Here is a 23,257-nt window from a genome sequence, read left to right as displayed (position 1 = left end):
TCCCGGTCATTTCCCGGCGAGAGTGGGCTTCACCACGACCAGGCCCTGCTCGATGCCGTTGACGATGACGATGCCGCTGGCGAAGTACGGGTAGTTGCTCCACGCCCCGTTGAAGTTCGCCGCGTTGCCCGACGGATAGATGTCGAAGTAGCCGACCTCGGACAGCTTCGCCGACGCGACCCCGCTGACGTCGAGGATGCGCAGACCGGCCTGGTAATTCGCCTGGTAGGAGTACTGGCCCTTGATGTACTGGTTGTGGTCGATCGCGGTGGCGGGCGAACTGTAGACGCCGGTGTGCACGGGAGCGGACAGCTTGGCCAGATCCCAGACGTAGGTCTTGGTGCGCTTGTCGGTGCCGCGCGACTCGTCCAGTTCGTCGTCGAGCAGGAAGTAGCGCTGATCACCGGTCAGCCAGCCCTGGTGCGAGTACTGCGCGCCCGAGTAACCCTTACGGGAGATCTGGACCGGCCTGGCCTTGTCGGTGACGTCGACGATGGTCAGGGTGTCTTCATTGGCGTTGAAGCAGATCTCCTTGCCGCGGTAGGCCGCGTCCGGTCCGCGGTAGACGACGCACTGGGTGTCGTGGGTGTAGCCGTCCTGTGAGACACAGCCCGCCTTGGCCGGCGCCTTCGGGTTCCGGATGTCGACGATGTGCGGTCCGCCGCTGCACGTGTTGGAGCCGATCGCGTAGGCGAAACCGGTCTCCTCGTTGATCGCGATGTTGTGCGCGGGACCGAACTCCTTGTACAGGGCGTCGGCGGTGAAGGTCTGCGGTGTGGTGACCGCGCGCAGGCGGGTCAGGTCGAACACCTGCATGCCGTGCCCGGTGATGAAGTCGGCCACGATGAAGGCGTGGTTCTTGTACACCTTCATGTCCCGCCACGAGCTGCTGCCGCCGTTGGACGGGAGGTTGCCGAGGAACTTCGGCGAGGTCGGTGTACTCAGATCGACGAAGGCGGTGCCGTTGGTCCGCCCGACGATGGCGTACTCCTTGCCGGACGAGGGATCGGTCCAGCCCCAGATGTCGTTGCCGTTCCCACCGCCGAGACCCGACAGGGGCAGCACACTGAGCAGGTCGACGTTCTTGCACGGGTAGATGTCGGCCTTGCCGTTGACGCAGGGCACTCCCGCCGCGGTGCCGGTGACGGCGTGCCGCTCGGCCGGCACGTGATCGGCCATGAACGTCCTGGCCGCCGCCTGCCCCTCCGCCGTTTCGGGGTCGTGCGCGGACGCCGCCGTCATCGAGAACACCAACGCGGACGCCGTCAGCACGGCCAGTCCCATCATGCGCACGAGCTTCATCAGAGGGGCTCCTCACCGGTTTTCGGTCGGCCTCCGACGATAGGAGCGCACACCGCCGTCGTATCCCTCCGAAGGTCTGAGGCTTTTAACCGTTTTGATCAGACCGTCCGGAACGCGTGCCTTGTCTCGGACACCAGCAGGGTCCGGTGAAGGGGAACGGTTCCGTGCTGCCTCGGACATCCAGTCTCGCCCGCGCGGACGACCTGCTGTCGGGAATTCGCGTGGTCCTCGCGGACGAAACCCACTGCCCCTCCGGCAGTCACGACCGCGCGATGGCGACAGCCTGCGCGGCGGCCGGAAAGCACTGCACCGTCGTCCTACCCGCCGCCTGGGGCGACGGAGGGGGCCTTCGCCGTCTCGGAAGGGGCGATGGACGGGAACGTCGACGGGCCCTACAAGGACGTGATTCAGGGACACGGCCACGTCATCGACTCCCTGTACGCGGAGTCGGGCCCCGCGCCGGCGTCCTGGTGGATCCCGGTCGGCAACGGCACGACGATCATCGCGGCCCACCGGCGGCTTCGCGCGCTCGGCTGGCCCGCGGCCCTGCACGGCGTCGGCTCCCCCGGCAACAACCCGATCGTGACGAGCTGGCCGGGACCGTACCGGATGCTGCCTCGTGACGTCGTCGTCACGACGGAACACAACGAGCCGCTGGTGAACTGGCACGCCCTCCACGGCCCCGACGCGCTGGCCGCGATCGACGACTCCGGCGGCGCGGTACACGCCGTGGCCGACGACGAACTCCTTGCCGCCCAAGCTTTGCTGGCGCGCCACGACATGACTGTCGGCGCGGCGGGTTCGGCCGCGCTGGCCGGGCTGATGGCGTACGTTCGGACGGGTCCGGTCAGGGGGAATCAGATCGTTCTGTTGAGCGGTCGGTGAGGATGTTCGACGGTTCAGTGCCGAGAACCTCTCTGGTTGTCGCGGCAAACCTCCTGACCGAGGCAAGCAATGGCACTGTGTTCACCGGATGTCCGTCCATCACCTGGTCGAGATGTTTGGCGAAAACCCCGATCAGCTCGGTAGCCTGATCACGAACATCTGCGGGGCCGACTACACCTAGCGGCGCATAGAGGTCCCTAGCCGTCGCGGTGAGCTCAAGGAGCCGTTCCCGCCGCACTTGATCGAGGTCTCCTCCATCTCGGAGTAGGTCACTGACATACCTGAGCTCTATCCGTACATTCGAGATGGCGGCAAGAAAAGCCGTGTAAATCCGAACGCGTTGATCACGCCAGTATCGCTCGGTCTCGACTTCGCGCTCCTCTGTCCACCGTTGCCGTTCTCGAGTCCACCTGAGGTCTTCGCGGGCTTGTTCCCGACGCCAACGCCTGTCTTCCCGATAGGCGTTGACGAGCTGGCCGGCGACCACGCCGATGATTCCCAACAGAGCGACGGCCAAGGTCGTCCAGAGAGGTACCTGCCCACCTTGCATAGTCGCAGTCTAAGCGCGTCGCCCTGTCGAGAGTCAGGGCAAGATGGTGTGTCAAGGCGTGGCGTCTCCGGGCATGCCGAAGTGCCCGTCGCCGGTGTGGCCGACAGGCTCCTCGGGTCATGCAGGGAGTTCAGGCGCGGTGGAAGGTGTTGCGCCGGATCCGTTGTAGCGGGTCCAGATACTGGGGTGGAATGAACTCCGGTAACCCGTCAGCCGCCATGCGGACTTGCCAGTCGCCGTGGTGGATCAGGCGGTGATGAAAACCGCACAGCAGCACCAGGTTCCGGAGATCAGTCGGGCCGCCATCTGCCCAGTGATGAATATGGTGGGCGTGACAGTTCTTCGGTTTCCGATGACACCCCGGGAACGCACAGCCCCGGTCCCGGATGTTGAGGGCGCGTCTTTGGCCTGGCGTCACGAACCGTCTCAGTCGCCCCACGTCGAGGGGTTCACCAGCGGCGTTGAGCACCACGGGGAGCATCAGGCAGTCGCACGCGGCCATGCGTGCCTCGCGAGCGGTCATGGTCCCGACAAAATCGAGACAAGCTTTCCCGATCCCGGACTTGAGCTCTTCCAGACCGATGGTCACGTGCACCAACGTCCGGTACCCGCTGGTGCCAGGCTGGTCCGGGCACGCGATCGCCAAGTCGAGAAGTTCCGCCCACGCATCGCCCTGGCGTTCGCACTTCATGCGCAGATCAGCTTGCCCGAATTCGTCCACCGGGCGAGGCTTCGCATACGCCTCCAACGCGGCCGCCGTCCGAGCCCCCAGCTCGTCATCCAGCAGGCCGGTGAGTTTCCAGAACCCGTCTCGACGGCGCTCGATGGTGATTTCGCGGCGCGGCTGCTTCGGCTCGGGGTCTTTGGGTTCGTTCCCGTCGGGATCCAGCCAGCCGAGGATGTCCTCGGCGGCCTTCGTCACCTGCCGCGGACCAGCGCCACGAGCCAGGTTCCCGAGGATCTTCTCCGCACTTTCCCGATCCTCCACCGACGTATCGGACGGGATCTTGGCCAAGATCTCCAGTATCTGATCGATCCGTTCGTCCCCGATCATGCCCTCGGCGGCCGCCGCACCCACAGTCGGCGCAAAGGCGGGAACCTCCGTGCCATCCAAAGCACGAGTCGAGTTCAACGCGATCGCCCGCTTCACCACCGACTGCGCCTCACCCCGCGACAACCCCGCCACATCAGCAAACCACGCCGCCGTCGACCCATAGCCATACAAGTCCTTCGAACCCCGAGACTCCACCTCCGCCAAAAACTGCCCCAGAGCAGCGGAGGCGACCCGCATCAACTGCAGGAACTGCTGCACGCCATGAGCAAGCTCCAGCTTGCCGGCACGCCACAACTCCTGCGGGAGTTCGGGAAGGAAGGTCTCGGACACCCCTCCATAATACACCAAACCATCGAACACGTGTTCGTAATTTTAGGTCACCGTCAACTCGCACATTTACCACCAACGGGTGATCCAACGAATTCGCAATCAGTCGACTAATTGCGGATGCGACGAAGAGTAAGATTCCCCCGATCACTACAACGCCAGACTCAGCCCTCAACCCGAGTAAGCGCTTACCAGCAGCTCAAGGACCCTGCGATACCGATCACCGGAACTCAGGGAATCCCCCCGATGCGCCATCCCCGAAGAGGAGCGAGAGTGCAACCAAAGGTCCGCCCAAGAAGGAGAACAGTACGCAGTGACGTCACCGGCCGAACAGCTCGAATCCTCTCTCATCACGACCCTGGAGGAGAAAACCGCCCGAGGCTACACGGAGAACCTGCCTCCCACCCTGGGCTGGCATCCGGGCGCCAGAGTCGGAGCCACCGCCGATCGCGGAGCGCTGCTCGCCTACAACGACGACGGTGCCGACGGAATCTGCAATCTCGAGAGCGGCCTGGGCACGTGGCTGAATCCGAACCTCGGAGGACACGACCGGGATTTCACGCAACGCCCGTATTCGGTTTGGCGTTGGCGACCCGCGGCCAACGGCGATACCGCCTGGCTGCTGGGCGCCCTCGCCCCTGAAGCGGCCCGGCTGGAACTGGTCGGCGATGACGGAACGGTGGCCGAGGCCGACATCGTGGACGGCACCTACGCCGCGGAATTGGCCGTCGACATGGTGAGTCTGCGCGACGCGAACGGAAGGCTGAGCGTTCACGAGGCCGGGTCCGACGAAAGCCGCGCCGAGTTCGAAAGAGTGCTGGTGGACGCGCGAAGGGAAATGACCCGGCTCAAGGTCCGGGTCTACGACAGCGCCGGCACGGTCCTCTACGACGGCCCGGCGATCAACGCCACCGACTAGAGCTCACCAAAGCTCTCAATACCCGACGGCGTGCAATTTGGCATGAAGCGCGGCAAGCCGGGGAGACTGCTTCGCCGCCTTCGCTCCCACAGCCGCATCGACCATGCCCCGCGCACCGCGCAAGCACTCGGGTGATCCGGCGAAGCCCGTGTTCGTCGTGCCCAACGTGGTGACGACGCGGTCGTCGTCCTCGGCGGAACCCGGCGGGACGAGCATGATGTCGTCGGCGCGCACCGTTTCCCCGGACTGGAGCCGGAGCAGGAGATCGACGTGGAAGATCTGGACGAGGTCGCTCTCGACCATCCGCTCCGGCCCCACCGAGACGGCGAAGCGGTCCTTGCGTTTGCCTTCGACCTCGAACATCTTGTCCTGCCCGAAAACCTGGCCGGTCACCTTCCGGTCGGTCGGGATCAGGATGTCGAACTCGGCGGTGGCGCTGAGCGGACCGCCACCACAGGCTCGCAGCGCGTAGACGGCGCGAACCTCCACGTCGACCCGGGTGATCAAAGCCGACTGATCGTGCAGATTCTCCACGGCGACATCCACCGCGGCCGCGCTGATCGGGCCATCGGACGCCGGATCCTCCTCGCCTTCCGAAACCTTCATCGGGATCTTGTCGAGAGAAGTCGCCTCGTACGAGACGATCCGGAGTTTCGAGGTGAGCGAGACGTCGAGCGCGACGGAGTCCTGATCGATAGCCGCTGTCGCGACGAGCACCGAAGCCACGCCCGCGACCAGGCCGACGACGCTGATGATCGCCAAGAACAGCGGCGAGGCATACCATTTGGGCGGAGGCGCCGGCTTCGTCCTGCGCCTGTTCCTCCGTGACATCACCCGGTATCCCCTTCGTCAGCTGACGTCTCCGCACAGGAGTCGTCGCGACTTCTCAGGTGTTACAAGGGTTTCGTGATCACGGCACGAGGTCAGCCGCCGGCCACCAACCGGCCGAGCAGCGACTCGGCGTCCTTCGCGAGCCCGTCCCCCGCGCTTTCCTCGCCGGCGAGATGGTGCAGCAGCGCCTGCTGGAACAGACCGTCGAAAGCGGCGTAAGCCACGGGAGGCGTCACAACCGCTGACGCTCCGGCGAGTTCTGCGTAGCGCTCCACGACGCGCCAGATCATCGCCTGCCGTTGCGTGTCGATCTCGAGCACGTCGGCGCGGAACGCTTCCTCGAACAGGCTTTGGTTGCGCAGGTCGTACCACAGCCGGTGCATCACGGCGTCGGCTCGCAAAGTGCCCGCCATCGCGGCACCGAAACCCTGTTCGAGCTCCTCCGCCGACCGCGCCATCGCGACGGCTTCGTCATAGCGGGTCACGCACACTTCTTCGAATTTGCGGACCGCGTAGGTCAGCAATTCGACCTTGTCGGTGAAGTAGTAGTGCAGCACCCCGTGCGAGAAGTTCGACTTCTGGGCGATCTCCCGCAAGCTCGTCCTGGCGTACCCCAGCTCGGACAGCGCCTGCAGGGTGGACTCCGCCAGTTCCGCCCGGCGCTGGGCGAACTTGTCCACGCTCCGGCGTGCGATCCGCTCGCTCGTCTCGGTCACCACGAGTTCCTGTCGGTCCGGGAGCCCGCGCCTGTCGCGGGATCCCTCAGTCTAGCGTCGCGGAAATCTTGACGAGTGTCCAAGAAAATCTTGACGATTGTCCAAAACAAGCTCAAGATGTGACCCACACCGCAACCGCGGACCGTCTCAAGGAGGAGAAGTCCATGGGTTCGTACGACCTTTCGGGCCGAAAAGCCCTGGTCACGGGCGGAGCGCAGGGCCTGGGAGCCGGGATGGCCGAAGCGCTCGCCCTGGCGGGTGCCTCGGTGGTCATCGGCGACGTCCAGGAGGATCTCGGGCGCGCCACCGCCGATCAGATCAAGCAGAAAGGCGCTTCCGCGGGCTTCGTCCGGCTGGACGTCACCGACGAGCGGAGCTGGGAACAGGCGATCACCGCGGTCGTCGGCGAACTCGGCGGGCTGGACATCGTGGTGAACAACGCCGGCGTCGAGATCACCGGGCTCGTCGCCGACCTGGACCCCGCCGACGTGCGCAAGATGCTCGAGGTCAACGTGCTGGGCACCGCCCTCGGCGTGAAGCACGCCTTCCGTGCGATGCGGCCGGGCGGCCCGGCGGGCACCGGTGGTGCCGTCGTGAACATCGCCTCGGTCGCCGCGACCATCGCCTTCCCCGGTATCGCCGGCTACTCGGCGACGAAGTCCGCGGTCGACAGGCTCACCAGGGTGGCCGCGATGGAGGCCGGGAAGCTCGGCTACGGCGTGCGCGTCAACTGCGTCTACCCCGGCCTCGTGCCCACCCAGATGGGCAACCAGCTCGCCCAGGACGTCGTCGAGGTCGGCCTGTTCCCCAGCGTCGAGGACGCCATCGGCGCGGTCGTCGGGCAGACCCCCGCCGGACGGCTCGGGGAGGTCTCGGACATGGCCGACGCCGTCGTGTTCCTCGCCTCCGACGCGGCGCGCTTCATCACCGGGGCCGGACTCCCGGTCGACGGCGGCATGGGCATGTGACCAGCACGAACCCGAAAGGAAACACCATGAGCAGCCCCAAACCCGTCGTGGTCTACGGCGCCTCCGGCTACACCGGACGGCTGATCTGCGAGTACCTGCGCGAGTACAACGTCCCGTTCGTCGCCGCCGGCCGCGACAAGGCCCGCCTCCAGGAGGCGATCGATCAGGTCCCCGGCCTCGACACCATCGACCACGAGGTCGTCGAGGTCTCGCACGACGTCGAAGCGCTCACCGAACTCTTCCGCGACGCCAAGGTCGTGTGCAACACCGTCGGCCCGTTCAGCGAGTACGGCCACGAGGTCGTCGAAGCCTGCTTGCGCACCGGCACGCATTACCTCGACACCACCGGCGAACAGGACTGGCTGATCTCGGCCGAAGAGCGCTATGGCGCGCGGATGGCGGAGAAGGGGCTCCTGCTCTCCCCCGGCATCGCCCAGATGTACACCACCGGCGAGATCGCGGCGAACCTCTGCCTGGAGACCCCCGGACTGGACACTTTGGACATCCTGGTGTTCTGGAAGGGGTATCCCACGGTCGCTTCCACCAAGACCATCCTGGTCAACGCCGCGCTGTCGGCCGCGTACTACCTCGAACAGAACGAGTACCTGCCCTGGCCCGCGGACGGCGGCCTGCAGGACGTCACCGTGCCCGGCCACCACGAGACCGGTTTGGCCCTCCCCTGGGGCGGCACGTCGCATCCGGTCTGGTTCAAGAACGACGCCCGCGTGGCCAACGTCAAGGCCGTCGGCGGCGTCTTCGACCGCGCGCTCATGCAAGGCGTGCCGCAGATCGTCGCGGCCGTGCTGGAACAGGTGAAAGACCTGCCGCTGGACGAGAAGATGCGGGTACTGGCGGAACAGGCCGCCGCGGTGCGCGACGAGATGCCACCGCGTGAGAACCAGCGGCTCAACACCTCGCTCGATTCGGTGCACGCCTCGGGCCCGCTCGGCCGCGCGCACTGCGTCATCCACGGCACCTGCAACTACAAGCAGACCGGGCTGATGCAGGCCTACGGCGCCTATTCGCTGCTCCAGCAGCCTCCGAAACGGGTCGGCTTCGCCTCCGGCTGCCAGGCTTTCGGCCACCGCGAACTGCTCGGCGTGTTGCGGTCCTTCGGGCTGGTGTCCCATCCGGTCATGACCGTGCACAGCTAACCGGAAGGACGAGCGCGTGCGATTGACCGACTACCTCGACAAGGGCGCTTCCCTCGATCCGGCGGCACCCTGCCTCACCATGGGCGATGTGTCCCTCAGCTATGGCGACGTGCGGGAGCTGTCGTGGCGGGTGGGGCGGGCGCTGGCCCGGTCCGGCGTCGGGCCCGGTGACAAGGTGGCGATCCTGTCCGGGAACGACCCCTTGTCGTTCGCTTGTGTCTTCGGGATCAGCCGGGCGGGCGCCGTGTGGTGCCCGGTCAACCCGCGCAACGAGGCGGCCGAGAACAGGGAACTGCTCGACCTGTTCGACTGCACCTGCCTGCTGGTGCAGGAGTCCTTCGCACCGCTCGTCTCCCGGATGCTCCCCGAGTTGCCGAAACTGTCCACAGTGGTCTGTCTCGACGGCGAGATGCCCGGCGCCGTCCCGTTTCCCGAGTGGCTCGAAGACGCGGAGCCGTGGGAGGAGGCGCCGCCGGACGACCTGGTCATGCTCGTGGGCACCGGCGGCACCACCGGCCGTCCCAAGGCAGTGATGCTCACCGGCGCCAACGTGGAGACGATGTCCGCGCTCACGCTCATGAGCTACCCGTTCACCGGACGCCCGCGCTATCTGGCGCTCGCGCCGTTGACGCACGCGGCGGGGGTGCTCTGTTTCCCGGTCATGACACTCGGCGGGGAGATCGTCGTCATGCCCTCCCCCGATCTCGGCGAGTTCCTCGCCCTCGTGGAACGCCGCCGGATCACTCACACCTTCCTGCCACCGACGCTGATCTATCTCTTGCTCGACAACCCGGCGATGGACGGCACCGAACTCTCTTCGCTGCAATGCCTTTGGTACGGCGCCGCGCCGATGTCGGCCACCAAACTCGCCGAAGCGATCACCCGGATCGGCCCGGTCTTCGGGCAGCTGTTCGGGCAGAGCGAAGCGCCGATGATGATCTCCACCCTCTCCCCCGCCGAGCACGTCCATCCCGACGGATCACTCGCCTTCGAACGGTTCACGTCGGCGGGCAGGCCCACTCCGCTCACGCGGGTCGCGATCATGTCCGGCTCGGGCGAGCTGCTTCCCCCCGGCGAACGCGGCGAGATCGTCGTCCGCGGTTCGCTGGTGATGCCCGGTTACTACCGGAATCCCGCGGCCACGGCGGAGGCGAGCACGCACGGCTGGCATCACACGGGCGACATCGGCTACCTCGACGAGGACCATTACCTCTACATCGTCGACCGCGCCAAGGACATGATCATCACCGGCGGCTTCAACGTCTATTCGGCCGAGGTCGAGCAGGCGCTCATGACCCACGAAGCCGTCCAGGACTGCGCGGTGATCGGCCTGCCGCACGAGAAATGGGGCGAGCAGATCACCGCCGTGGTCCAGCTGCACACCGGAAAGAGCGCGGTCGCCGAAGAACTTCGTGCCACGGTCAAGGAACGGCTGGGCAGTGTCAAGACCCCCAAGGAGATCCTGATCTGGCCGGATCTCCCGAGGTCCAAGATCGGGAAGGTGCTCAAGACCGAGATCCGGAAAACCCTGCTGGACTAACGACGAGCCAGCTCGTCCGCGGTCGGCAACGGCCACTCGTAGCGTTCCTTGGCGATGCGAAGGTGGACCCACGTCTCCGCGGTCACCACGTCGGACCTGCCGCTGATCTCCTCGAGCGTCCGGTCGAGGTCGCGGGCGGACTGCGCCGCGATGGTGGCGACGACGTCGAACCGGCCGATGGTCCTGGCGAGGAATTCGGTGTCGTCGCGTGCGGCGAGCGCCGCGGTCACGCCGTCGCCGGCGCCCCGCACGTTCAGGCCGATCCCGCAGACCAGGCCCGCGTCCGGGCGGGCGCGGCTGAGCACCGGCGCGATCCGGATGACGTCGTGCTCCACGAGATGGCGCACGCGAGTGCGGGTGGCCGACGGCGACAGTCCCACGTGCTCGGCGGTCCGCGCGAAACTCTCCCGCCCGTCGGCCTGGAGCCGCAGCATGATGGCGAGATCGCGGTCGTCCAGCCGCAACCAGGGCGGAAGCGGACGCCCCGGCATGAACAGGCCTTTGACCACGTCCACGTAGACGAGGGTGTTGACCTGTTCCACCTCCGGCAGGCCCCGGATGTCCGCCACGGTGCGGTAGAGCTCGGGGGAATCGGGTAGGCGCAGTTCCGCGACGGTCTGGTACTCCCCGCTCACCGCGGATACGAACGCCGCGGCGGGCAGTGCCGCGATGGCGTCCGTCGTCGCCTGGGACCGGCCCGAGGTGCGGATCGCGAGGTGCGCGTACGCGGTGAGGCCGAGGAACTCGGGATGGACCGCGGCGACCACGTTGAGCGAACCGTCGGCCTTCAGCTGCTCCAGCCGGGCCGACACGGCCGAGCGTGACGCGCCGACCCGCTTGGCCAGATCGGCCACGCTCATCCGCCCGTCCGCGCGCAAAGCCGCGACCAGCGCGTCGTCCACGGCGGTTCTCCTCTGCTGAATTTCCGACGGCCGACCGCACCATATCACCGGCGAAAGTCCACTCCGGACAGCAGAGATAAAGCGTTATGCGACCGACAATGCGCATATCGTTCGCGAACACCGTCCGTGAACGAATGATCTGATTGCTTCACCGGCCGTCGTCGTTTACGTTCACCGCCGCGACCCCCCGCCTTCACCGTCGAACCCCAGGAGTCCGCGCGATGCGCCTGTTGCCCCTCGATCGTTCCGTCCTCGACGCGACAGCGACGATCCTGCTTCCCGACGAGCTGGTGACCGTCGACGACGCCACCGAAGGCGCCGCCGCGGTCCTCGTGTTCGGCGAGGAGATCGCCGCCGTCGGCTCGGTGGACGAATGCCGCGCCCGCGCCGCCGGTCTCGGCCGTCCGGACCCGGAGGTGCGGCGGCTGGCGGGCACGCTCCTGCCCGGTTTCATCGATCCTCACGCGCATCCCCTGATGTACGGGCAGATGATGACGTGGGTCGACTGCGGCCCCGAGCGGGCGTCGACCATCCCCGAGATCGTCGCGCTGCTGCGCGAGGCGGCCGAGAACACTCCGGCGGGCAGGCCCGTCCGGGGTTACGGCTACGAGCACCGCAACCTCGCCGAGAAACGCCACCCCCGCAAGGAAGAACTCGACGCGGTCGCCGAAGACCGCGAGGTCTACCTCATGAACGCCAGCGGGCACGGCGGCGTGGTCAACAGCTTCACGTTGCGGCGCAACGACATCACCCGCGACACCCCGGATCCCGACGGCGGCGTGTTCTTCCGGGACGAGCACGGCGAACTCACCGGGGAGCTCTCGGACGCGGCGTGCAACATCCTCACCGGGGTCACCGGGGTGAAGGTCGGGCGGCACGGGCCGAACTTCCATCTGGAGGACGAGCCGGAGGAGCACGCGCGGCAACTGGCGGCCGCGCAGGAGAAGTTCCTCGCCGCCGGGGTGACCGCGATCGGCGACGCGCAGGTCACGCGCCGCGAGTTCGACATGTACCTGCGGCTGGACGAAGCCGGGCGCCTGAAGACGCGCGTCCACATGTACCTGCTGTCGCATCTGCTCGACCAGGCCCTGGAAATGGGACTGCACGGCGCTTTCGGCACCACCCGGCTCGCGTTCGCGGGCATCAAGTTCTACGCCGACGGCACGCTCGGCGGCTGGACCGCGTACTTCCCGGACGGCTACGTCGGCGACCCGTGCCGCACCGGGCAGCTCTATCACGACCCCAAGGACTACTCCGCGCTGATCGACAAGGCGCACGAGGCCGGGCTCCAGACCGCGACCCACGCCCAGTCCCCCGACGCGATCGCCATGGTGCTCGACGCCATCGAGGACGCGCAGCGGCGGAATCCCCGGCCGGACGCCCGGCACCGCATCGAGCATTGCGGACTGCCGTCCCCGGACCAGGTCGAGCGGATGGCCGCCCTCGGCGTCCATCCGGTCAACCAGCCCCAGCACTACTTCAACTGGGGCGAAGGGGTCACCGACGCCGTCGGCACCCCCGGCGAGCGGTTCAACCCGCTCGGCGAGTTCCAGGCGGCGGGCGTACCGGTCACGCTCAGCTCGGACGCCCCGGTCGCGGAGCCGAACCCGCTCGAAGCCATCCAGACCGCGGTGACCAGGACGACCCGGCGCGGTCACCGGCTCGGCGGTGACGAGCTGCTGATCGACGTCCGCTCGGCCGTCGCCGCGCACACGATCGCCGGCGCCCGGGTGCTCGGGCGGGAACGCGATCTCGGCTCGATCACCCCCGGCAAACGCGCCGATTTCGTGCTCCTCGGCGAGAATCCCCTCACCTGCGATCCCGCGCGGATCGCGGGCATCGAGGTGCTGGAAACCTGGATCGACGGCGAGGTGGCCCGATGAACCACGACATCCGCCGGGCCCGCCGGGCCGGTCTCGCTGCCTTCGTCGGCACCACGATCGAGTGGTATGACTTCTACATCTACGCCACGGCCGCGAGCCTGGTGTTCGGCACCGTGTTCTTCCCCGAAACCGGTGACAGGCTGACCGGGGTCGCGGCGGGCTTCGCCACGTACGCGGTCGGATTCTTCGCCCGCCCTCTCGGCGGCATCGTGTTCGGGCACATCGGCGACCGGGTCGGCCGCAAGACCGCGCTCGTGGTGACCCTGACCATGATGGGAGCGGCGACCTTCCTGGTCGGCTGCCTGCCCGGATACGACCAGATCGGCACGTGGGCGCCCATCCTGCTCGTGGTGCTCAGGTTCGTCCAAGGGCTGGCCGTCGGCGGTGAATGGGGCGGCGCCGTGCTCATGGCGGTCGAACACGCGCCACCGGACAAGAAGACCTTCTACGGCGCCTTCGCGCAGGCGGGAAACCCGGCGGGCGCGCTGCTGGCCACCGGGCTGTTCAGCCTCCTGAGCACCGGCGGCACCGAATGGCTCGGCACGGTGGGCTGGCGAATCCCCTTCTTCGCGTCCGTGCTGCTCATCGGCGTCGGGCTCATCGTGCGCCTGAAGGTCGAAGAATCACCGGTCTTCGAGGAGACCGCGGAAGACACCGGCGTCCCCATCCTGTACGCGGTGCGGACGAACTGGAAGCCGATCCTGCTGGGCATCTGCGTGCTGCCGGTCGCGGTCGGCGGCTACTACCTCGTCACCACTTTCGCGACGGCCTACGCGACGGATCCGGCCGTCGGCGTCTCCGAATCGCTCGTGCTCAACGCGCTCACCATCGCCGCTTTCGTGGAACTGGCCGTGAGCTTCGGCGCGGCCTGGCTCGGTGATCGCTTCGGCCGGGTGCGGGTGGTCGTCATCGGCCTTGTCGGCGTGGCCGTGCTCGCGGCCCCGCAGTTCCTGGTGCTCTCGACCAAGAACGCGGTGCTGATCATCGCGGCGTTCGTCGCGATGCGCCTGGCGATGACGGCGACCTACAGCCCGATCGCCGCCATCCTGTCGCAGATGTTCCGGCCGCGGGCGCGGTACACGAGCATCTCGCTGTCGTATCAGCTGGCGGGCGCGCTCTTCGGCGGCCTCTCCCCGCTGGTGTCGACGTTGCTGTTCCAGGCGACCGGCAGTGTCTGGCCGGCGATCGGCCTGCTGATCGGCATGTGCGTGCTCAGCATCGCCTGTGTGCTGGCGGCGCCGCAGCACACCGACGACATCTAGCGGATGCGGAGGCGCCGCATCAGCTTCAGCCCGGAAAGCATCCCTTCGACGTACTTCTCGTAGGGCTGGCCGCCGCGGGGACCCATGACCTGCTTCTTGAGCACCGCCACGTTCTTCACGTCGGTGTACTTGAGCAGGCCCTGGTCCCCGTGGCGGGCACCGACGCCCGAGTTCTTGACGCCACCGGACGGTGTCCCCTTGGCCGCGAACGCGGTGGCCAGGATGTCGTTGATGTTGACGTTGCCGGACTCGATCCGCGCGGCCACGGCACGCGCGGCGCCGACGTCACCGCCCCAGACCGAGGCGTTGAGGCCGTACTCGGTGTCGTTGGCCAGCGCGACAGCCTCGTCCACGGTGCGGTACTTGTGCAGTGCGACAACGGGTCCGAAGGTTTCGGTGACGCCGCAGAGCATGTCCTTCGTGACGCCTTCGAGGATCGTCGGCTCGAAGAACGCCGGGCCGAGGTCGGGCCGGGGCTTCCCGCCACAAAGGACGGTGGCGCCCTTCGCGACGGCGTCCTCGACGTGCGACTTGACGCGGCCCATGTGGTCGGCTGAGACGAGCGAGCCCATGTCGGGGCCGAAGTCGTAGGCGGCGCGGACGTCGAGGGCCTCGGTCTTGGCCACGTACGCCGTCTTGAACTCCTCGTAGCGGGATTCCGGCAGGTAGATCCGCTCGATGTGCATGCAGATCTGGCCGGTGTTGCCGAAAGCGCCGAAGATCGCGCCCTGCACGGCCTCGGCCAGGTCGGCGTCCTCCAGCACGATCATCGGGTTCTTGCCGCCGAGTTCGAGGCAGCAGCCGATGAGGTTGCGGCCCGCCCGCTCCCCGATCACCCGGCCGGTGGCCGTGGAACCGGTGAACATCACGTAGTTCGCGTGGTCGATGAGCGTGGGTCCGACGTCCGGGCCCTCGCCGCACACCACCTGGAACAGCCCCTTCGGCAGCCCGGCCTGCTCCAGCAGTTCGATGCCGTACAGCGGGGAGAGCGCCGTCTTGTTGTCGGGTTTCAGCACGACCGCGTTGCCGGCCATCAGCGCCGGGATGGCGTCGGAAATGCCGGTGGCGAAAGGGAAATTCCACGGCGCGATGATGCCGACCACGCCCTTGGGCTGCCGGACCTCGGTCGACGTCGTGAGGAAGGGGACCGGGCCGCCGCGTTTGGTCGGCGCCAGCAGCTTCGCGGCCCGCGTCAGGTAATGGCTCATCACCATCGCCGGATCGCAGGTCTCCTCGATCGCCATCCGGCGGTTCTTGCCGCTCTCGACCTGGATGAGGTCGGTGACGGCCGGCGCGTTGTCGACGAAGAGCGTGTGCGCCCGCTTGAACACCTCCAGGCGGTTCTTGAGCGGCGTGGCGGCCCACTTCGCTTGCGCCGCGCGCGCCGTGGCGAAGGCCTCCTCGATGTCGGCGGGCGTCGATTGGGGCAGCTCGACGAGCAGGTCTCCGGTGTAGACCTCGGTGAGTTTCCAGGTCGTGCCGGACGAGCCCGGCACGCGGGCGGCGAGGCGCCGCAGGAACGCGTCGGTCACCGACGCCGGACGGGTGAGCGCGAGCGGTGTGACGGTCATGGCCCTCTTTCCGTCGGTCAGTTGTCCGAGAGCACGAGCTGCGCGCCCATCTCGCCGATCATGATGGCGGGCGCGTTGGTGTTGCCACCGGTGATCGACGGCATGATCGAGGCGTCGCAGACCCGCAGTCCTTCGACGCCGCGGACCTTGAGGTCGGGACCGACGACCGCGAGCTCGTCGACGCCCATCCGGCAGGTGCCGACGCCGTGGTAGACCGAGGTCGCGCGGTTCAGGATCGCGTCGCGCAGCTCCTGGCCCTGGAGTGCCTTGCCCGGGTGAAGCTCTTCCTTGATCGAGCCGTTGAACGCCTTTGAAGCGAAGATCTCGCGGACCATTTCCGAGCCCTCGCCGAGCACTTCGAGGTCGGCCGGGTCGGACAGGTACTGGAAGTCGATGAGCGGCGCCGCCGTGGGATCGGCGGAAGCGAGACGCAGCGTGCCGCGGCTCTTCGGGTAGATCAGCGTGGTCAGCACGGTGAGCGCGGGCCGCTTGTCGACGTCGTGCCGGATCGGCGCGTCCTGGTTGGGCGTCACGTACGCCCACGGCAGCAGGTGCAGCTGAAGGTCGGGGATCTCGGCGGCCTGGGACGTCTTGAGGAACGCGACCGCCTCGAAGACCGAGTTCGCCAGGAAGGTCGTGCCCGGCCGCATCAGCTCCCTGACCAGGCCGGTCGCGAAGTACGGCGGCGTGCCCTTGTTCTTGCTCGACGAGGCCCGGAACGTCAGCGCGTGGAACATGTGGTCGTGCAGGTTGTCGCCGACCGGCAGGTTCGCGACGACGTCGATGCCGTGTTCCTTCAGGTGTTCGGCGTGGCCGACCCCGGACAGCATCAGCAGTTGCGCGGATCCGACGAAGCCCGCCGAGAGGATGACCTCCTTGCCCGCGCGCAGCGTCCGCCGGCTTCCGTCCGCGTCGACGACCTCGACGCCGACGGCGCGGCCGTTCTCGATGAGGACCTTCTTCGCCAGCACCCCGGACTGGACCTGCAGGGTGGCGGGCGCGAGATCGTGGATGTATCCGCGCGAGGCGCTGTAGCGGAGGCCGTCGGCGGCGTTCTGCTGCATCCGGCTGACGCCCTCTTGCGACTCGGCGTTGTAGTCGTCGAGGATCTCGCAGCCGATCGCGTCCGCGGTCGCGTGGACGAACTGCAGCGTGCCTTCCTGCGGGATCTTGTTGCGGGTGACCCGGATCGGCCCGCCCTTACCCCGGAAGTCGCTCTCGCCGTCCTCGAAGTCCTCCATCCGCTTGTAGGCGGCGTTGACGCTGTCGGCGTCCCAGCCTTTGTTGCCCTCGGCGGCCCAGGAGTCGAAGTTGGCGCGGTTGCCCCGCACGTAGACCATGCCGTTGATGGAGCTGGAGCCGCCGACCACCTTGCCGCGCGGCACCGGCATCCGGCGATCGAGAACGTGTTTCTGCGGCACCGAGTAGTAACCCCAGTCGAAGGGTTTCTTGAGCTGGGGCACCGCGTGCATCGGGCCGACCAGCCCCGGTTTCCTGACGAGCATCCGCTCGTCGGTCTTGCCCGCTTCGAGCACGATCACGCTGGCACCGGACTCCGCCAGCCTGCCCGCGATCGCGGCGCCCGAGCTGCCCGATCCGACGACCACGTAGTCGGCCTCGTCGCCGCGCGCAGCCCTGTTCGCCATTTCCGCTCCTCGGTCCGCCCGCCGTCCAGAACTATAACCTGTTCTAGTTCTGTCACCGTATAGCGAGAGCGCCCGGTTACGCAATGGCGCTTCTCGCCGCGCGCACGGACCACTTAGTCGCACAGTTGAAAACTGAACCAAACCCGATTATTCGAGCCGAGATCCCAGAGATCAACTGACTGCGAAATCCGTAGCCCATGCGCGCCTGAACAGGTATTTCCGGCGACTTGCCTACTTTCAGTAGTCTCACCTGTTTCCAGCGTCACTGCCGCTCCCTAAAGTGATTAATCGCAAACGTTTCGACAGGGAGGGTCGGCGGATGCGAGGGGTCGGGCCTCGTACTGAAGAAGTGACCCTGGACGCGCGAACGGCCTGCACGCGGACGGGGAAATGTCCGCGTGCAGGCCGTTCTGCTCGCTCAGCGCAGCGGTTCGAGCGCCTTCGCCAGCGGTTCGAGAACGGCGGGCGTGTGCGGCGGCGGCAGGTAGATGATCGCCAGGTCGAGACCCGCTTCACCGAGGGCCTCGGCTTCCGCGGCGACCTTGGCGTAGTCACCGTCCGCGCCGAGGCGGACGTGCGAGGACAGCGTGATCTCGCTCGGGTCGCGGCCGATGTCCGCGCAGTGACGGTGCAGCACTTCACGCTTGTGCGTGAACTCCTCCGGCGTACCGCCGACGAAATTCCAGTGCTGGGCGTACTTCGCGGCCGTGCGCAGCGTCCGCTTCTCGCCGCTGCCACCGATGCAGATCGGCGGGTGCGGCTTCTGCACGCCCTTCGGTTCGCAGCGGGCGTCGGTCAGCTGGTAGTGCTCGCCCTGGAACGTGGTGGTCTCCTGGGTCAGCAGCCCGACGAGGACCTCGCAGCCCTCTTCGAACCGATCGCTCCGTTCCTTGATCGTCCCGAGCTCCATGCCGTACGCGCCGGACTCCTCTTCGTTCCAGCCGGCACCGATCCCGATCTCCAGGCGTCCGCCGGAAACGATGTCGAGCGTCGCGGCCATGTTGGCGAGCAGCGCGGGGTGGCGGTAGTGGATCCCGCTGACCAGCGTGCCCAGCCGGAGCCGTTTCGTGGCCTGGGCGAGCGCGGTGAGGGTCACCCACCCTTCCAGGCAAGGTCCGGTCGAATCGGAGAAAATGGGATAGAAATGGTCGAAAGTCCAGCCCGATTCGAAGAGTTCGATCTCGTCGGCGGCCTGCCAGACGGCGAGCATGTCGGACCAAACGGTGTCCTGGGGCGAAGTCTTGATGGCGAATCGCATGATCTTGATCGTAAACCTGGAGTTCCTCGAGCATCGGTCACCGATCGGGGTCGGCCACCCCACGATCAGGTCCGCCGCCCGCACCGGCGGGTGGACGTGCCCGCGATGTCTATCGGAGATGTCGATCTTCGTCTTACCGTCGAAGCATCCCGACTCTCCGAAAGGACTTCCACATGCGTCGCGTTTTCCTTGCTGTCACAGGCGTTGTCGCCCTGTTGCTCACGATCCCGGCCACGGCCTCCGCGGCCGAAGGCGAATTCACCTACCGCTACTACGACGAACACGAAGAGATCCAGGTCGGCGTCCTGGTCGATCCGCCCAGCGGCGAATGCATCGAGATCCCGGAAATCGCTGACTGGGACGTCGACGCCTTCCGCCCGCGCAACGACACCGGGTCCACCGCCGTGGTGTTTCTGGACGACGATTGCTCGAGCGACTCCTACTTTTCCCTTCGCCCCTACGGTGGCCGCGGCTCGGACAGACTTCTGTTGCGCTCGGTGATCTTCAGCTAGTCCCGGCGAGGATCGTCAGCCCGTAGGCCGACAAAACCCGGTTGACCGGGAGGAAGTACGTGGTGCCGCCGCTGGAGCAGTTTCCACTGCCGCCGACCAGCACCCCCTGCGCCTGCGTTCCGCTGACGAACGGCCCACCGTTGTCACCGGGCTCGGCGCAGACTGACGTCCGGGTCAGCCCGGTCAAAGTTCCACCTGGAAAGGTGATCGTCTGGTTCTTCCCCTGGATGGTTCCGCAATGCCAGCCGGTGGTCGAGCCGTACCGGCACACCGAGGCGCCGACCGCGGCTTCGGCGGAGCCGGTGATCGTCACCCGGCTGTCCGTGGGAGGGATGGACGCCACCAGCCGCCAGTCGGTCGTGTTGGTCACCCGGATGACGATCGCGCCGGTCGGCGGAGTCTGTTCCGCCAGGACCACCCCGACGACGCGGCCGCCGCTGCGAACGATGTCACCCGGCCTGCCGCAAGCGGAACTCGCGATCAGGAAACCGGTGTTGCCCGAGACAGCGGCGAATCCGGCCGTGCACCGGGTTTGCAGCACGCTCCCGCCACCGAGCGGGGCGGGAGCGTGCGCTTGCGCCGTGGACGGCAAGACCAGGCAGAGAGCCAGGACCAGGCCGGGCAAAGAGCGGAATCGGGGCAGCCTCATGGGACCCTCCGATGGCCGGGGATTGCGTCGATCTTAACCGGCGGAACACCCCGGCCCATCCGCCGAACCGCGCATTCAGCGCCAGCCGAGCTCCGGCGCCACGTGCGTGAGAATGCTTTCCAGCACGTGCGCGTTGTACTCGACACCGAGCTGGTTCGGGATGGTCAGCAGCAAGGTGTCCGCGGCCTGGATCGCCTCGTCCGCCTTGAGCTCCCGCACCAGCTCGTCCGGCTCGGCGGCGTACGACCGCCCGAAAATCGCCCTGGTCGTCTCGTCGATCATGCCGACCTGGTCACGCGAGCCGCGGTCGCGGCCGAAGTACGCGCGATCGAGGTCACTGGTCAACGCGAAGATGCTGCGGCTGACCGACACCCGCGGCTCACGCTCGTGACCGGCCGCCTTCCAGGCTTCGCGGTAGGCCTCGATCTGCTTGCGCTGCTGAACGTGCAGCGGCTCCCCCGTCTCGTCGTCCTTGAGCGTGGAACTCTGGAGGTTCATGCCCTGCTCCGCGGCCCAGACCGCCGTCGCGTTCGAACTGGATCCCCACCAGATCCGGTCGCGCAGCCCCTCGGAATACGGCTCGAGCCGGAGCAGCCCCGGCGGATTGGGGAACATCGGGCGCGGATTCGGCTGCGCGAAGCCCTCCCCCTCGAGCAGCTTGAGGAAGACCTCGGTGCGCTGCCGGGCCATGTCGGCCGCCGTCTGCCCCTCCGCGGGCCCGTAACCGAAGTACCGCCAGCCGTCGATCACCTGCTCCGGGGATCCCCGGCTGACGCCGAGCTGGAGCCTGCCCCTGGAGATGAGGTCGGCGGCGCCGGCGTCCTCGGCCATGTACATCGGGTTCTCGTAGCGCATGTCGATCACGCCGGTCCCGATCTCGATCTTCGAGGTCCGGGCCCCGATCGCCGACAGCAACGGGAACGGACTCCCCGCCTGGTGCGCGAAGTGGTGCACGCGGAAGTACGCGCCGTCCACGCCGAGTTCCTCGGCCGCTACGGCCAGGTCGATCGACTGATGCAGGAAGTCGGCCGCGGACCGGGTCTCGGAGTGCGCGCTCGCCGACCAGTGGCCGAAGGACAGAAAGCCAATCTTCTTCACGCCCTTGTAAGCGCCCGATGACCGGTTTTGATTCCCAGCCGATCCACCCCCACACTTGCGGCTAAATCACCGTGAGTCACCGGCCGTCACCTTACGCTTTTTCGACGGTCAACCTGGGGCTTGCCGGCGACTCACACCTCGCGCAAGGCTCGAGTGGTGTCACTGGGTAACCGATCATCATCTCAATGTGCGTCTCCGTGACCATAAGTACCCCCCTGATTCAGGGCCCCTGGGCGACGTATACTCTCTTCCTATCAGCAAGTCCGAGTGGCGGAATGGCAGACGCGCTAGCTTGAGGTGCTAGTGTCCTTAACGGACGTGGGGGTTCAAGTCCCCCCTCGGACACACGCATTAACCCTACGGGGTGGGCGGATGGTCACATCGACCGTCCGCTCTTTTGCGTTATAGACCATCTCCAGGCCGATCTCGCCGTAGAGCTCCTGCAGTCTCCTCGGACTCGCGTTCCCGACCTGCCTTCCCAGCTCGCCGAACGCATCGACCATCGCTTCGAGTTCAGCTCTGCCGACCGACTCCTCAGCCGGAGCACGCGCCAGATCCTCTTCGGCGGCGTCGCGCTCCTCCTTCGCCCGGTTCAACGGTTCGATCAGCGCTCCAGGGTCCGCACCCGCTTCGATCGCCTCCTGAAGCCTTGCGAGTCGCGTCTTGGCCTGCGAGAGCCGCCGCCGCGCTTCCTCGGATCGCTCCGGGTTCACAGCGACCTCACCCGCCACTCCGAGCATCGCAAGCACCGTCTTCTCGCGTTGCTCTGGCGAGAAGACCTGGCTGATGTACCCGTTGACCGGCTCGATGACGGCGGCCTCGGGCAGGTACACGTTCTTCGGGTGCTCCGCGAGAGCCGGCGAGCCGGGTACGAGTGTCCGCGCCGCGCACCGGTAGTAGATCCGGCTCTCGCGGGGCGTCCCTTCCATCTTGCGTAGACAGTGCCCGCACCGAACCCGACCGCGAAACGCGTACACCCACTTCGTGGCCCGCGGTCCGCGCTCCAGCTTCCGGCGAGCAGCCAGGCCGCCCGCCGCCCGTGACCGCCTGAGCAACTGGACTTCAGTGAAATCCTCGACCGAGACAATCTTGGGATGCGCGGGCTTACGCGAACGCACGACACGATCCGGTGCTGCCCTCCGGAACCTGGTCACGTTGCCCGCCGCGACATCATCCGGGTTCAACAGCATCTCTTGCCGGGACCATCGCCCGAAGAACGCGTAGCCCGTGTACCGGGGGTTCTCCAGGATCGACCGGATCGTGCTTCCTTGCCAGCCGTCAGCGAGTCGATGACGGTTCTGATCCGGCCGCCGCGCGGAGGGACACGGCACGCCATCGCGATTGAGCCCGTTCGCGATCGCCCGGTCCCCCTTGCCGTTCAAGTACTCCTCGAAGATTCGCCGAACGACGTCAGCCGACTCGTCCGGCACGAGCACCCGCAGTCGAAAGCCTTCGGCCGCCTTCCTCGGGTTCGGGTGCGGACCGGCATCGGTGACGACGTATCCGTACGGCGCTCGTCCTCCCTGATGTCGCCCTTCGTTGAGGACCTGGGCGTCCATTGCCGCTCGCACACGAGCTTGAACGTGCTGCCTCTCCGACTCGCTCATCCCTCCGAGCACGCTCATGAGCATCTTGTGTGAAGGATTCCGCGGGTCGAACCTCCCACCCAATTCAGGAACCCACAGTTCGACCCCGTAGGCAGCGAATCGGGGTGCGATCAGAGAGAACTGGTTACCGAACCAGCACCGTGTTCCCTCACCGACCACAACCGCGTTCCAACTGCGCCGCGGCTCCTTCAGCTCGGCGAGCAGCCGCGAAGCCTCCCGTCGTCGTTCCCACGGCACCGAGCGCGACTGCCCGATGTCGAAGAACTCGGCCTCTATGTGACCGCCCATCGGCTCGACGAACTTTCGAGCGTTACCGAGCTGCCAGCCAAGGGACGTCTCCGGGTCCTGATTGTCCTCGGTCGAGCATCGACCGTAGAACGCGACGGCGCCAATCCCGTCGTCGACCGGCTCAACAGCCTGAACGCCCAAGATCTCGTCCAGCGTCGCCCACGGATCATTGATGAAATCAGCCGCCATGCTCGGCCCCCTCTGTCCGGTCCAGCAAGTGAACCTCGCTCAACTCGATCAAGATCGCCAGGAGTGCACGAGCCACAGCTGGCGTCAAGTCGAACATCTCACCTGGCAGAGTAACCTTAACTGGCTCTACGCTCGAAGAGCTCGCA

The 23,257-nt window shown here is 67.0% G+C and carries 20 protein-coding genes and 1 tRNA gene; 9 read left to right on the top strand and 12 right to left on the bottom strand.

Annotation, left to right across the window (positions count from 1 at the left end; all coding sequences use genetic code 11):
* Window positions 1-6: 6 nt before the first annotated feature.
* On the bottom strand, window positions 7-1,302 hold the full coding sequence (locus tag CFP71_RS27290; RefSeq protein WP_093936801.1) for a choice-of-anchor B family protein: 1,296 nt from the start codon (window positions 1,300-1,302) through the stop codon (window positions 7-9).
* 369 nt (window positions 1,303-1,671) lie between these two features.
* Here CFP71_RS27290 and CFP71_RS27285 point away from each other — a divergent pair, with 369 nt between their 5' ends.
* Entirely contained in the window at window positions 1,672-2,187 is a 516-nt protein-coding gene (locus CFP71_RS27285; RefSeq protein WP_208636049.1) for a pyridoxal-phosphate dependent enzyme, read from the top strand.
* Here the strand turns inward: CFP71_RS27285 and CFP71_RS43740 are convergent.
* Both CFP71_RS43740 and CFP71_RS27280 read right to left on the bottom strand, forming a co-directional pair.
* The gene (locus CFP71_RS43740; RefSeq protein WP_143267172.1) at window positions 2,150-2,704 is read right to left on the bottom strand and encodes a hypothetical protein; all 555 of its coding nucleotides are present in this window, start codon (window positions 2,702-2,704) and stop codon (window positions 2,150-2,152) included. The genes CFP71_RS27285 and CFP71_RS43740 overlap by 38 nt on opposite strands.
* A gap of 163 nt (window positions 2,705-2,867) precedes the next feature.
* The gene (locus CFP71_RS27280; protein WP_093936834.1) at window positions 2,868-4,121 is read right to left on the bottom strand and encodes a DUF222 domain-containing protein; all 1,254 of its coding nucleotides are present in this window, start codon (window positions 4,119-4,121) and stop codon (window positions 2,868-2,870) included.
* A gap of 310 nt (window positions 4,122-4,431) precedes the next feature.
* On the opposite strand from CFP71_RS27280, the gene CFP71_RS27275 reads away from it, so the two are divergent.
* Entirely contained in the window at window positions 4,432-5,037 is a 606-nt protein-coding gene (locus tag CFP71_RS27275; RefSeq protein ID WP_093936800.1) for a hypothetical protein, read from the top strand.
* Between the two features lie 15 nt (window positions 5,038-5,052).
* Here CFP71_RS27275 and CFP71_RS27270 read toward each other — a convergent pair whose 3' ends face one another.
* Both CFP71_RS27270 and CFP71_RS27265 read right to left on the bottom strand, forming a co-directional pair.
* On the bottom strand, window positions 5,053-5,799 hold the full coding sequence (locus CFP71_RS27270) for a hypothetical protein (RefSeq protein WP_143267171.1): 747 nt from the start codon (window positions 5,797-5,799) through the stop codon (window positions 5,053-5,055).
* Window positions 5,800-5,960: 161 nt separating this feature from the next.
* Window positions 5,961-6,584: a TetR/AcrR family transcriptional regulator gene (locus CFP71_RS27265; protein ID WP_093936833.1), complete on the bottom strand. Its 624-nt coding sequence runs from the start codon at window positions 6,582-6,584 to the stop codon at window positions 5,961-5,963.
* A 164-nt stretch (window positions 6,585-6,748) separates the two neighbouring features.
* Between CFP71_RS27265 and CFP71_RS27260 the strand changes: the two genes are divergently transcribed.
* From CFP71_RS27260 to CFP71_RS27250, 3 genes are read left to right on the top strand one after another with little or no spacing between them, the layout of a single operon-like run.
* Window positions 6,749-7,552 (top strand): SDR family NAD(P)-dependent oxidoreductase, encoded by an 804-nt coding sequence (locus CFP71_RS27260; protein WP_093936798.1) that lies wholly within the window; start codon window positions 6,749-6,751, stop codon window positions 7,550-7,552.
* A 26-nt stretch (window positions 7,553-7,578) separates the two neighbouring features.
* Entirely contained in the window at window positions 7,579-8,706 is a 1,128-nt protein-coding gene (locus CFP71_RS27255) for a DUF5938 domain-containing protein (protein ID WP_093936832.1), read from the top strand.
* A 16-nt stretch (window positions 8,707-8,722) separates the two neighbouring features.
* The gene (locus tag CFP71_RS27250; protein ID WP_093936797.1) at window positions 8,723-10,246 is read left to right on the top strand and encodes an AMP-binding protein; all 1,524 of its coding nucleotides are present in this window, start codon (window positions 8,723-8,725) and stop codon (window positions 10,244-10,246) included.
* Here CFP71_RS27250 and CFP71_RS27245 read toward each other — a convergent pair.
* A complete protein-coding gene (locus CFP71_RS27245; protein WP_093936796.1) occupies window positions 10,243-11,148 on the bottom strand; it encodes an Lrp/AsnC family transcriptional regulator in 906 nt (301 codons plus the stop codon). The two genes, CFP71_RS27250 and CFP71_RS27245, sit on opposite strands and share 4 nt — an antisense overlap.
* Before the next feature lie 221 nt (window positions 11,149-11,369).
* Here CFP71_RS27245 and CFP71_RS27240 point away from each other — a divergent pair, with 221 nt between their 5' ends.
* Both CFP71_RS27240 and CFP71_RS27235 read left to right on the top strand, forming a co-directional pair.
* Window positions 11,370-13,031: an amidohydrolase gene (locus CFP71_RS27240; protein ID WP_093936795.1), complete on the top strand. Its 1,662-nt coding sequence runs from the start codon at window positions 11,370-11,372 to the stop codon at window positions 13,029-13,031.
* Entirely contained in the window at window positions 13,028-14,293 is a 1,266-nt protein-coding gene (locus tag CFP71_RS27235) for an MFS transporter (protein WP_093936794.1), read from the top strand. Before CFP71_RS27240 ends, CFP71_RS27235 begins: the two co-directional genes overlap by 4 nt.
* On the opposite strand, the gene CFP71_RS27230 is transcribed toward CFP71_RS27235, so the two are convergent.
* From CFP71_RS27230 to CFP71_RS27220, 3 genes are all read right to left on the bottom strand, one after another.
* Complete coding sequence (locus tag CFP71_RS27230) at window positions 14,290-15,864, bottom strand: succinic semialdehyde dehydrogenase (RefSeq protein ID WP_093936793.1); 1,575 nt, start codon at window positions 15,862-15,864, stop codon at window positions 14,290-14,292. The genes CFP71_RS27235 and CFP71_RS27230 overlap by 4 nt on opposite strands.
* A 17-nt stretch (window positions 15,865-15,881) precedes the next feature.
* On the bottom strand, window positions 15,882-17,510 hold the full coding sequence (locus CFP71_RS27225) for a GMC family oxidoreductase (protein WP_093936792.1): 1,629 nt from the start codon (window positions 17,508-17,510) through the stop codon (window positions 15,882-15,884).
* A gap of 418 nt (window positions 17,511-17,928) precedes the next feature.
* Window positions 17,929-18,768, bottom strand: coding sequence for an LLM class F420-dependent oxidoreductase (locus CFP71_RS27220; RefSeq protein WP_167406293.1), 840 nt, complete (start codon window positions 18,766-18,768; stop codon window positions 17,929-17,931).
* A 173-nt stretch (window positions 18,769-18,941) separates the two neighbouring features.
* Here CFP71_RS27220 and CFP71_RS27215 point away from each other — a divergent pair, with 173 nt between their 5' ends.
* Entirely contained in the window at window positions 18,942-19,280 is a 339-nt protein-coding gene (locus CFP71_RS27215) for a hypothetical protein (RefSeq protein ID WP_093936791.1), read from the top strand.
* Here the strand turns inward: CFP71_RS27215 and CFP71_RS27210 are convergent.
* Together CFP71_RS27210 and CFP71_RS27205 are read right to left on the bottom strand one after the other, a co-directional pair.
* The gene (locus CFP71_RS27210; RefSeq protein WP_093936790.1) at window positions 19,273-19,929 is read right to left on the bottom strand and encodes a S1 family peptidase; all 657 of its coding nucleotides are present in this window, start codon (window positions 19,927-19,929) and stop codon (window positions 19,273-19,275) included. The two genes, CFP71_RS27215 and CFP71_RS27210, sit on opposite strands and share 8 nt — an antisense overlap.
* 75 nt (window positions 19,930-20,004) lie before the next feature.
* Window positions 20,005-21,027 carry an LLM class flavin-dependent oxidoreductase gene (locus CFP71_RS27205; RefSeq protein ID WP_093936789.1) on the bottom strand — a complete coding sequence of 341 codons (1,023 nt, stop codon included), beginning with the start codon at window positions 21,025-21,027 and terminating at the stop codon, window positions 20,005-20,007.
* Window positions 21,028-21,288: 261 nt separating this feature from the next.
* Between CFP71_RS27205 and CFP71_RS27200 the strand changes: the two genes are divergently transcribed.
* Window positions 21,289-21,372 (top strand) — tRNA-Leu (locus CFP71_RS27200).
* Here CFP71_RS27200 and CFP71_RS27195 read toward each other — a convergent pair.
* Entirely contained in the window at window positions 21,354-23,111 is a 1,758-nt protein-coding gene (locus CFP71_RS27195) for a recombinase family protein (protein WP_093936788.1), read from the bottom strand. The two genes, CFP71_RS27200 and CFP71_RS27195, sit on opposite strands and share 19 nt — an antisense overlap.
* Window positions 23,112-23,257: the final 146 nt, after the last annotated feature.

Origin of the sequence: Amycolatopsis thailandensis, from assembly GCF_002234405.1 — a bacterium.
GTDB lineage: Bacteria > Actinomycetota > Actinomycetes > Mycobacteriales > Pseudonocardiaceae > Amycolatopsis > Amycolatopsis thailandensis.
The sequence above is the reverse complement of the archived record's forward strand: the minus strand, read 5'-3'. Positions and strand labels throughout refer to the sequence as shown.

Excerpts from the sequence above, each read along its gene's own strand:
- CFP71_RS27290 (WP_093936801.1), bottom strand. The coding sequence starts at position 1,302 with ATGAAGCTCGTGCGCATGATGGGACTGGCCGTGCTGACGGCGTCCGCG.
- CFP71_RS27285 (WP_208636049.1), top strand. The coding sequence starts at position 1,672 with ATGGACGGGAACGTCGACGGGCCCTACAAGGACGTGATTCAGGGACAC.
- CFP71_RS27260 (WP_093936798.1), top strand. The coding sequence starts at position 6,749 with ATGGGTTCGTACGACCTTTCGGGCCGAAAAGCCCTGGTCACGGGCGGA.
- CFP71_RS27255 (WP_093936832.1), top strand. The coding sequence starts at position 7,579 with ATGAGCAGCCCCAAACCCGTCGTGGTCTACGGCGCCTCCGGCTACACC.
- CFP71_RS27240 (WP_093936795.1), top strand. The coding sequence starts at position 11,370 with ATGCGCCTGTTGCCCCTCGATCGTTCCGTCCTCGACGCGACAGCGACG.
- CFP71_RS27235 (WP_093936794.1), top strand. The coding sequence starts at position 13,028 with ATGAACCACGACATCCGCCGGGCCCGCCGGGCCGGTCTCGCTGCCTTC.
- CFP71_RS27230 (WP_093936793.1), bottom strand. The coding sequence starts at position 15,864 with ATGACCGTCACACCGCTCGCGCTCACCCGTCCGGCGTCGGTGACCGAC.
- CFP71_RS27225 (WP_093936792.1), bottom strand. The coding sequence starts at position 17,510 with ATGGCGAACAGGGCTGCGCGCGGCGACGAGGCCGACTACGTGGTCGTC.
- CFP71_RS27220 (WP_167406293.1), bottom strand. The coding sequence starts at position 18,768 with ATGCGATTCGCCATCAAGACTTCGCCCCAGGACACCGTTTGGTCCGAC.
- CFP71_RS27215 (WP_093936791.1), top strand. The coding sequence starts at position 18,942 with ATGCGTCGCGTTTTCCTTGCTGTCACAGGCGTTGTCGCCCTGTTGCTC.
- CFP71_RS27210 (WP_093936790.1), bottom strand. The coding sequence starts at position 19,929 with ATGAGGCTGCCCCGATTCCGCTCTTTGCCCGGCCTGGTCCTGGCTCTC.
- CFP71_RS27195 (WP_093936788.1), bottom strand. The coding sequence starts at position 23,111 with ATGGCGGCTGATTTCATCAATGATCCGTGGGCGACGCTGGACGAGATC.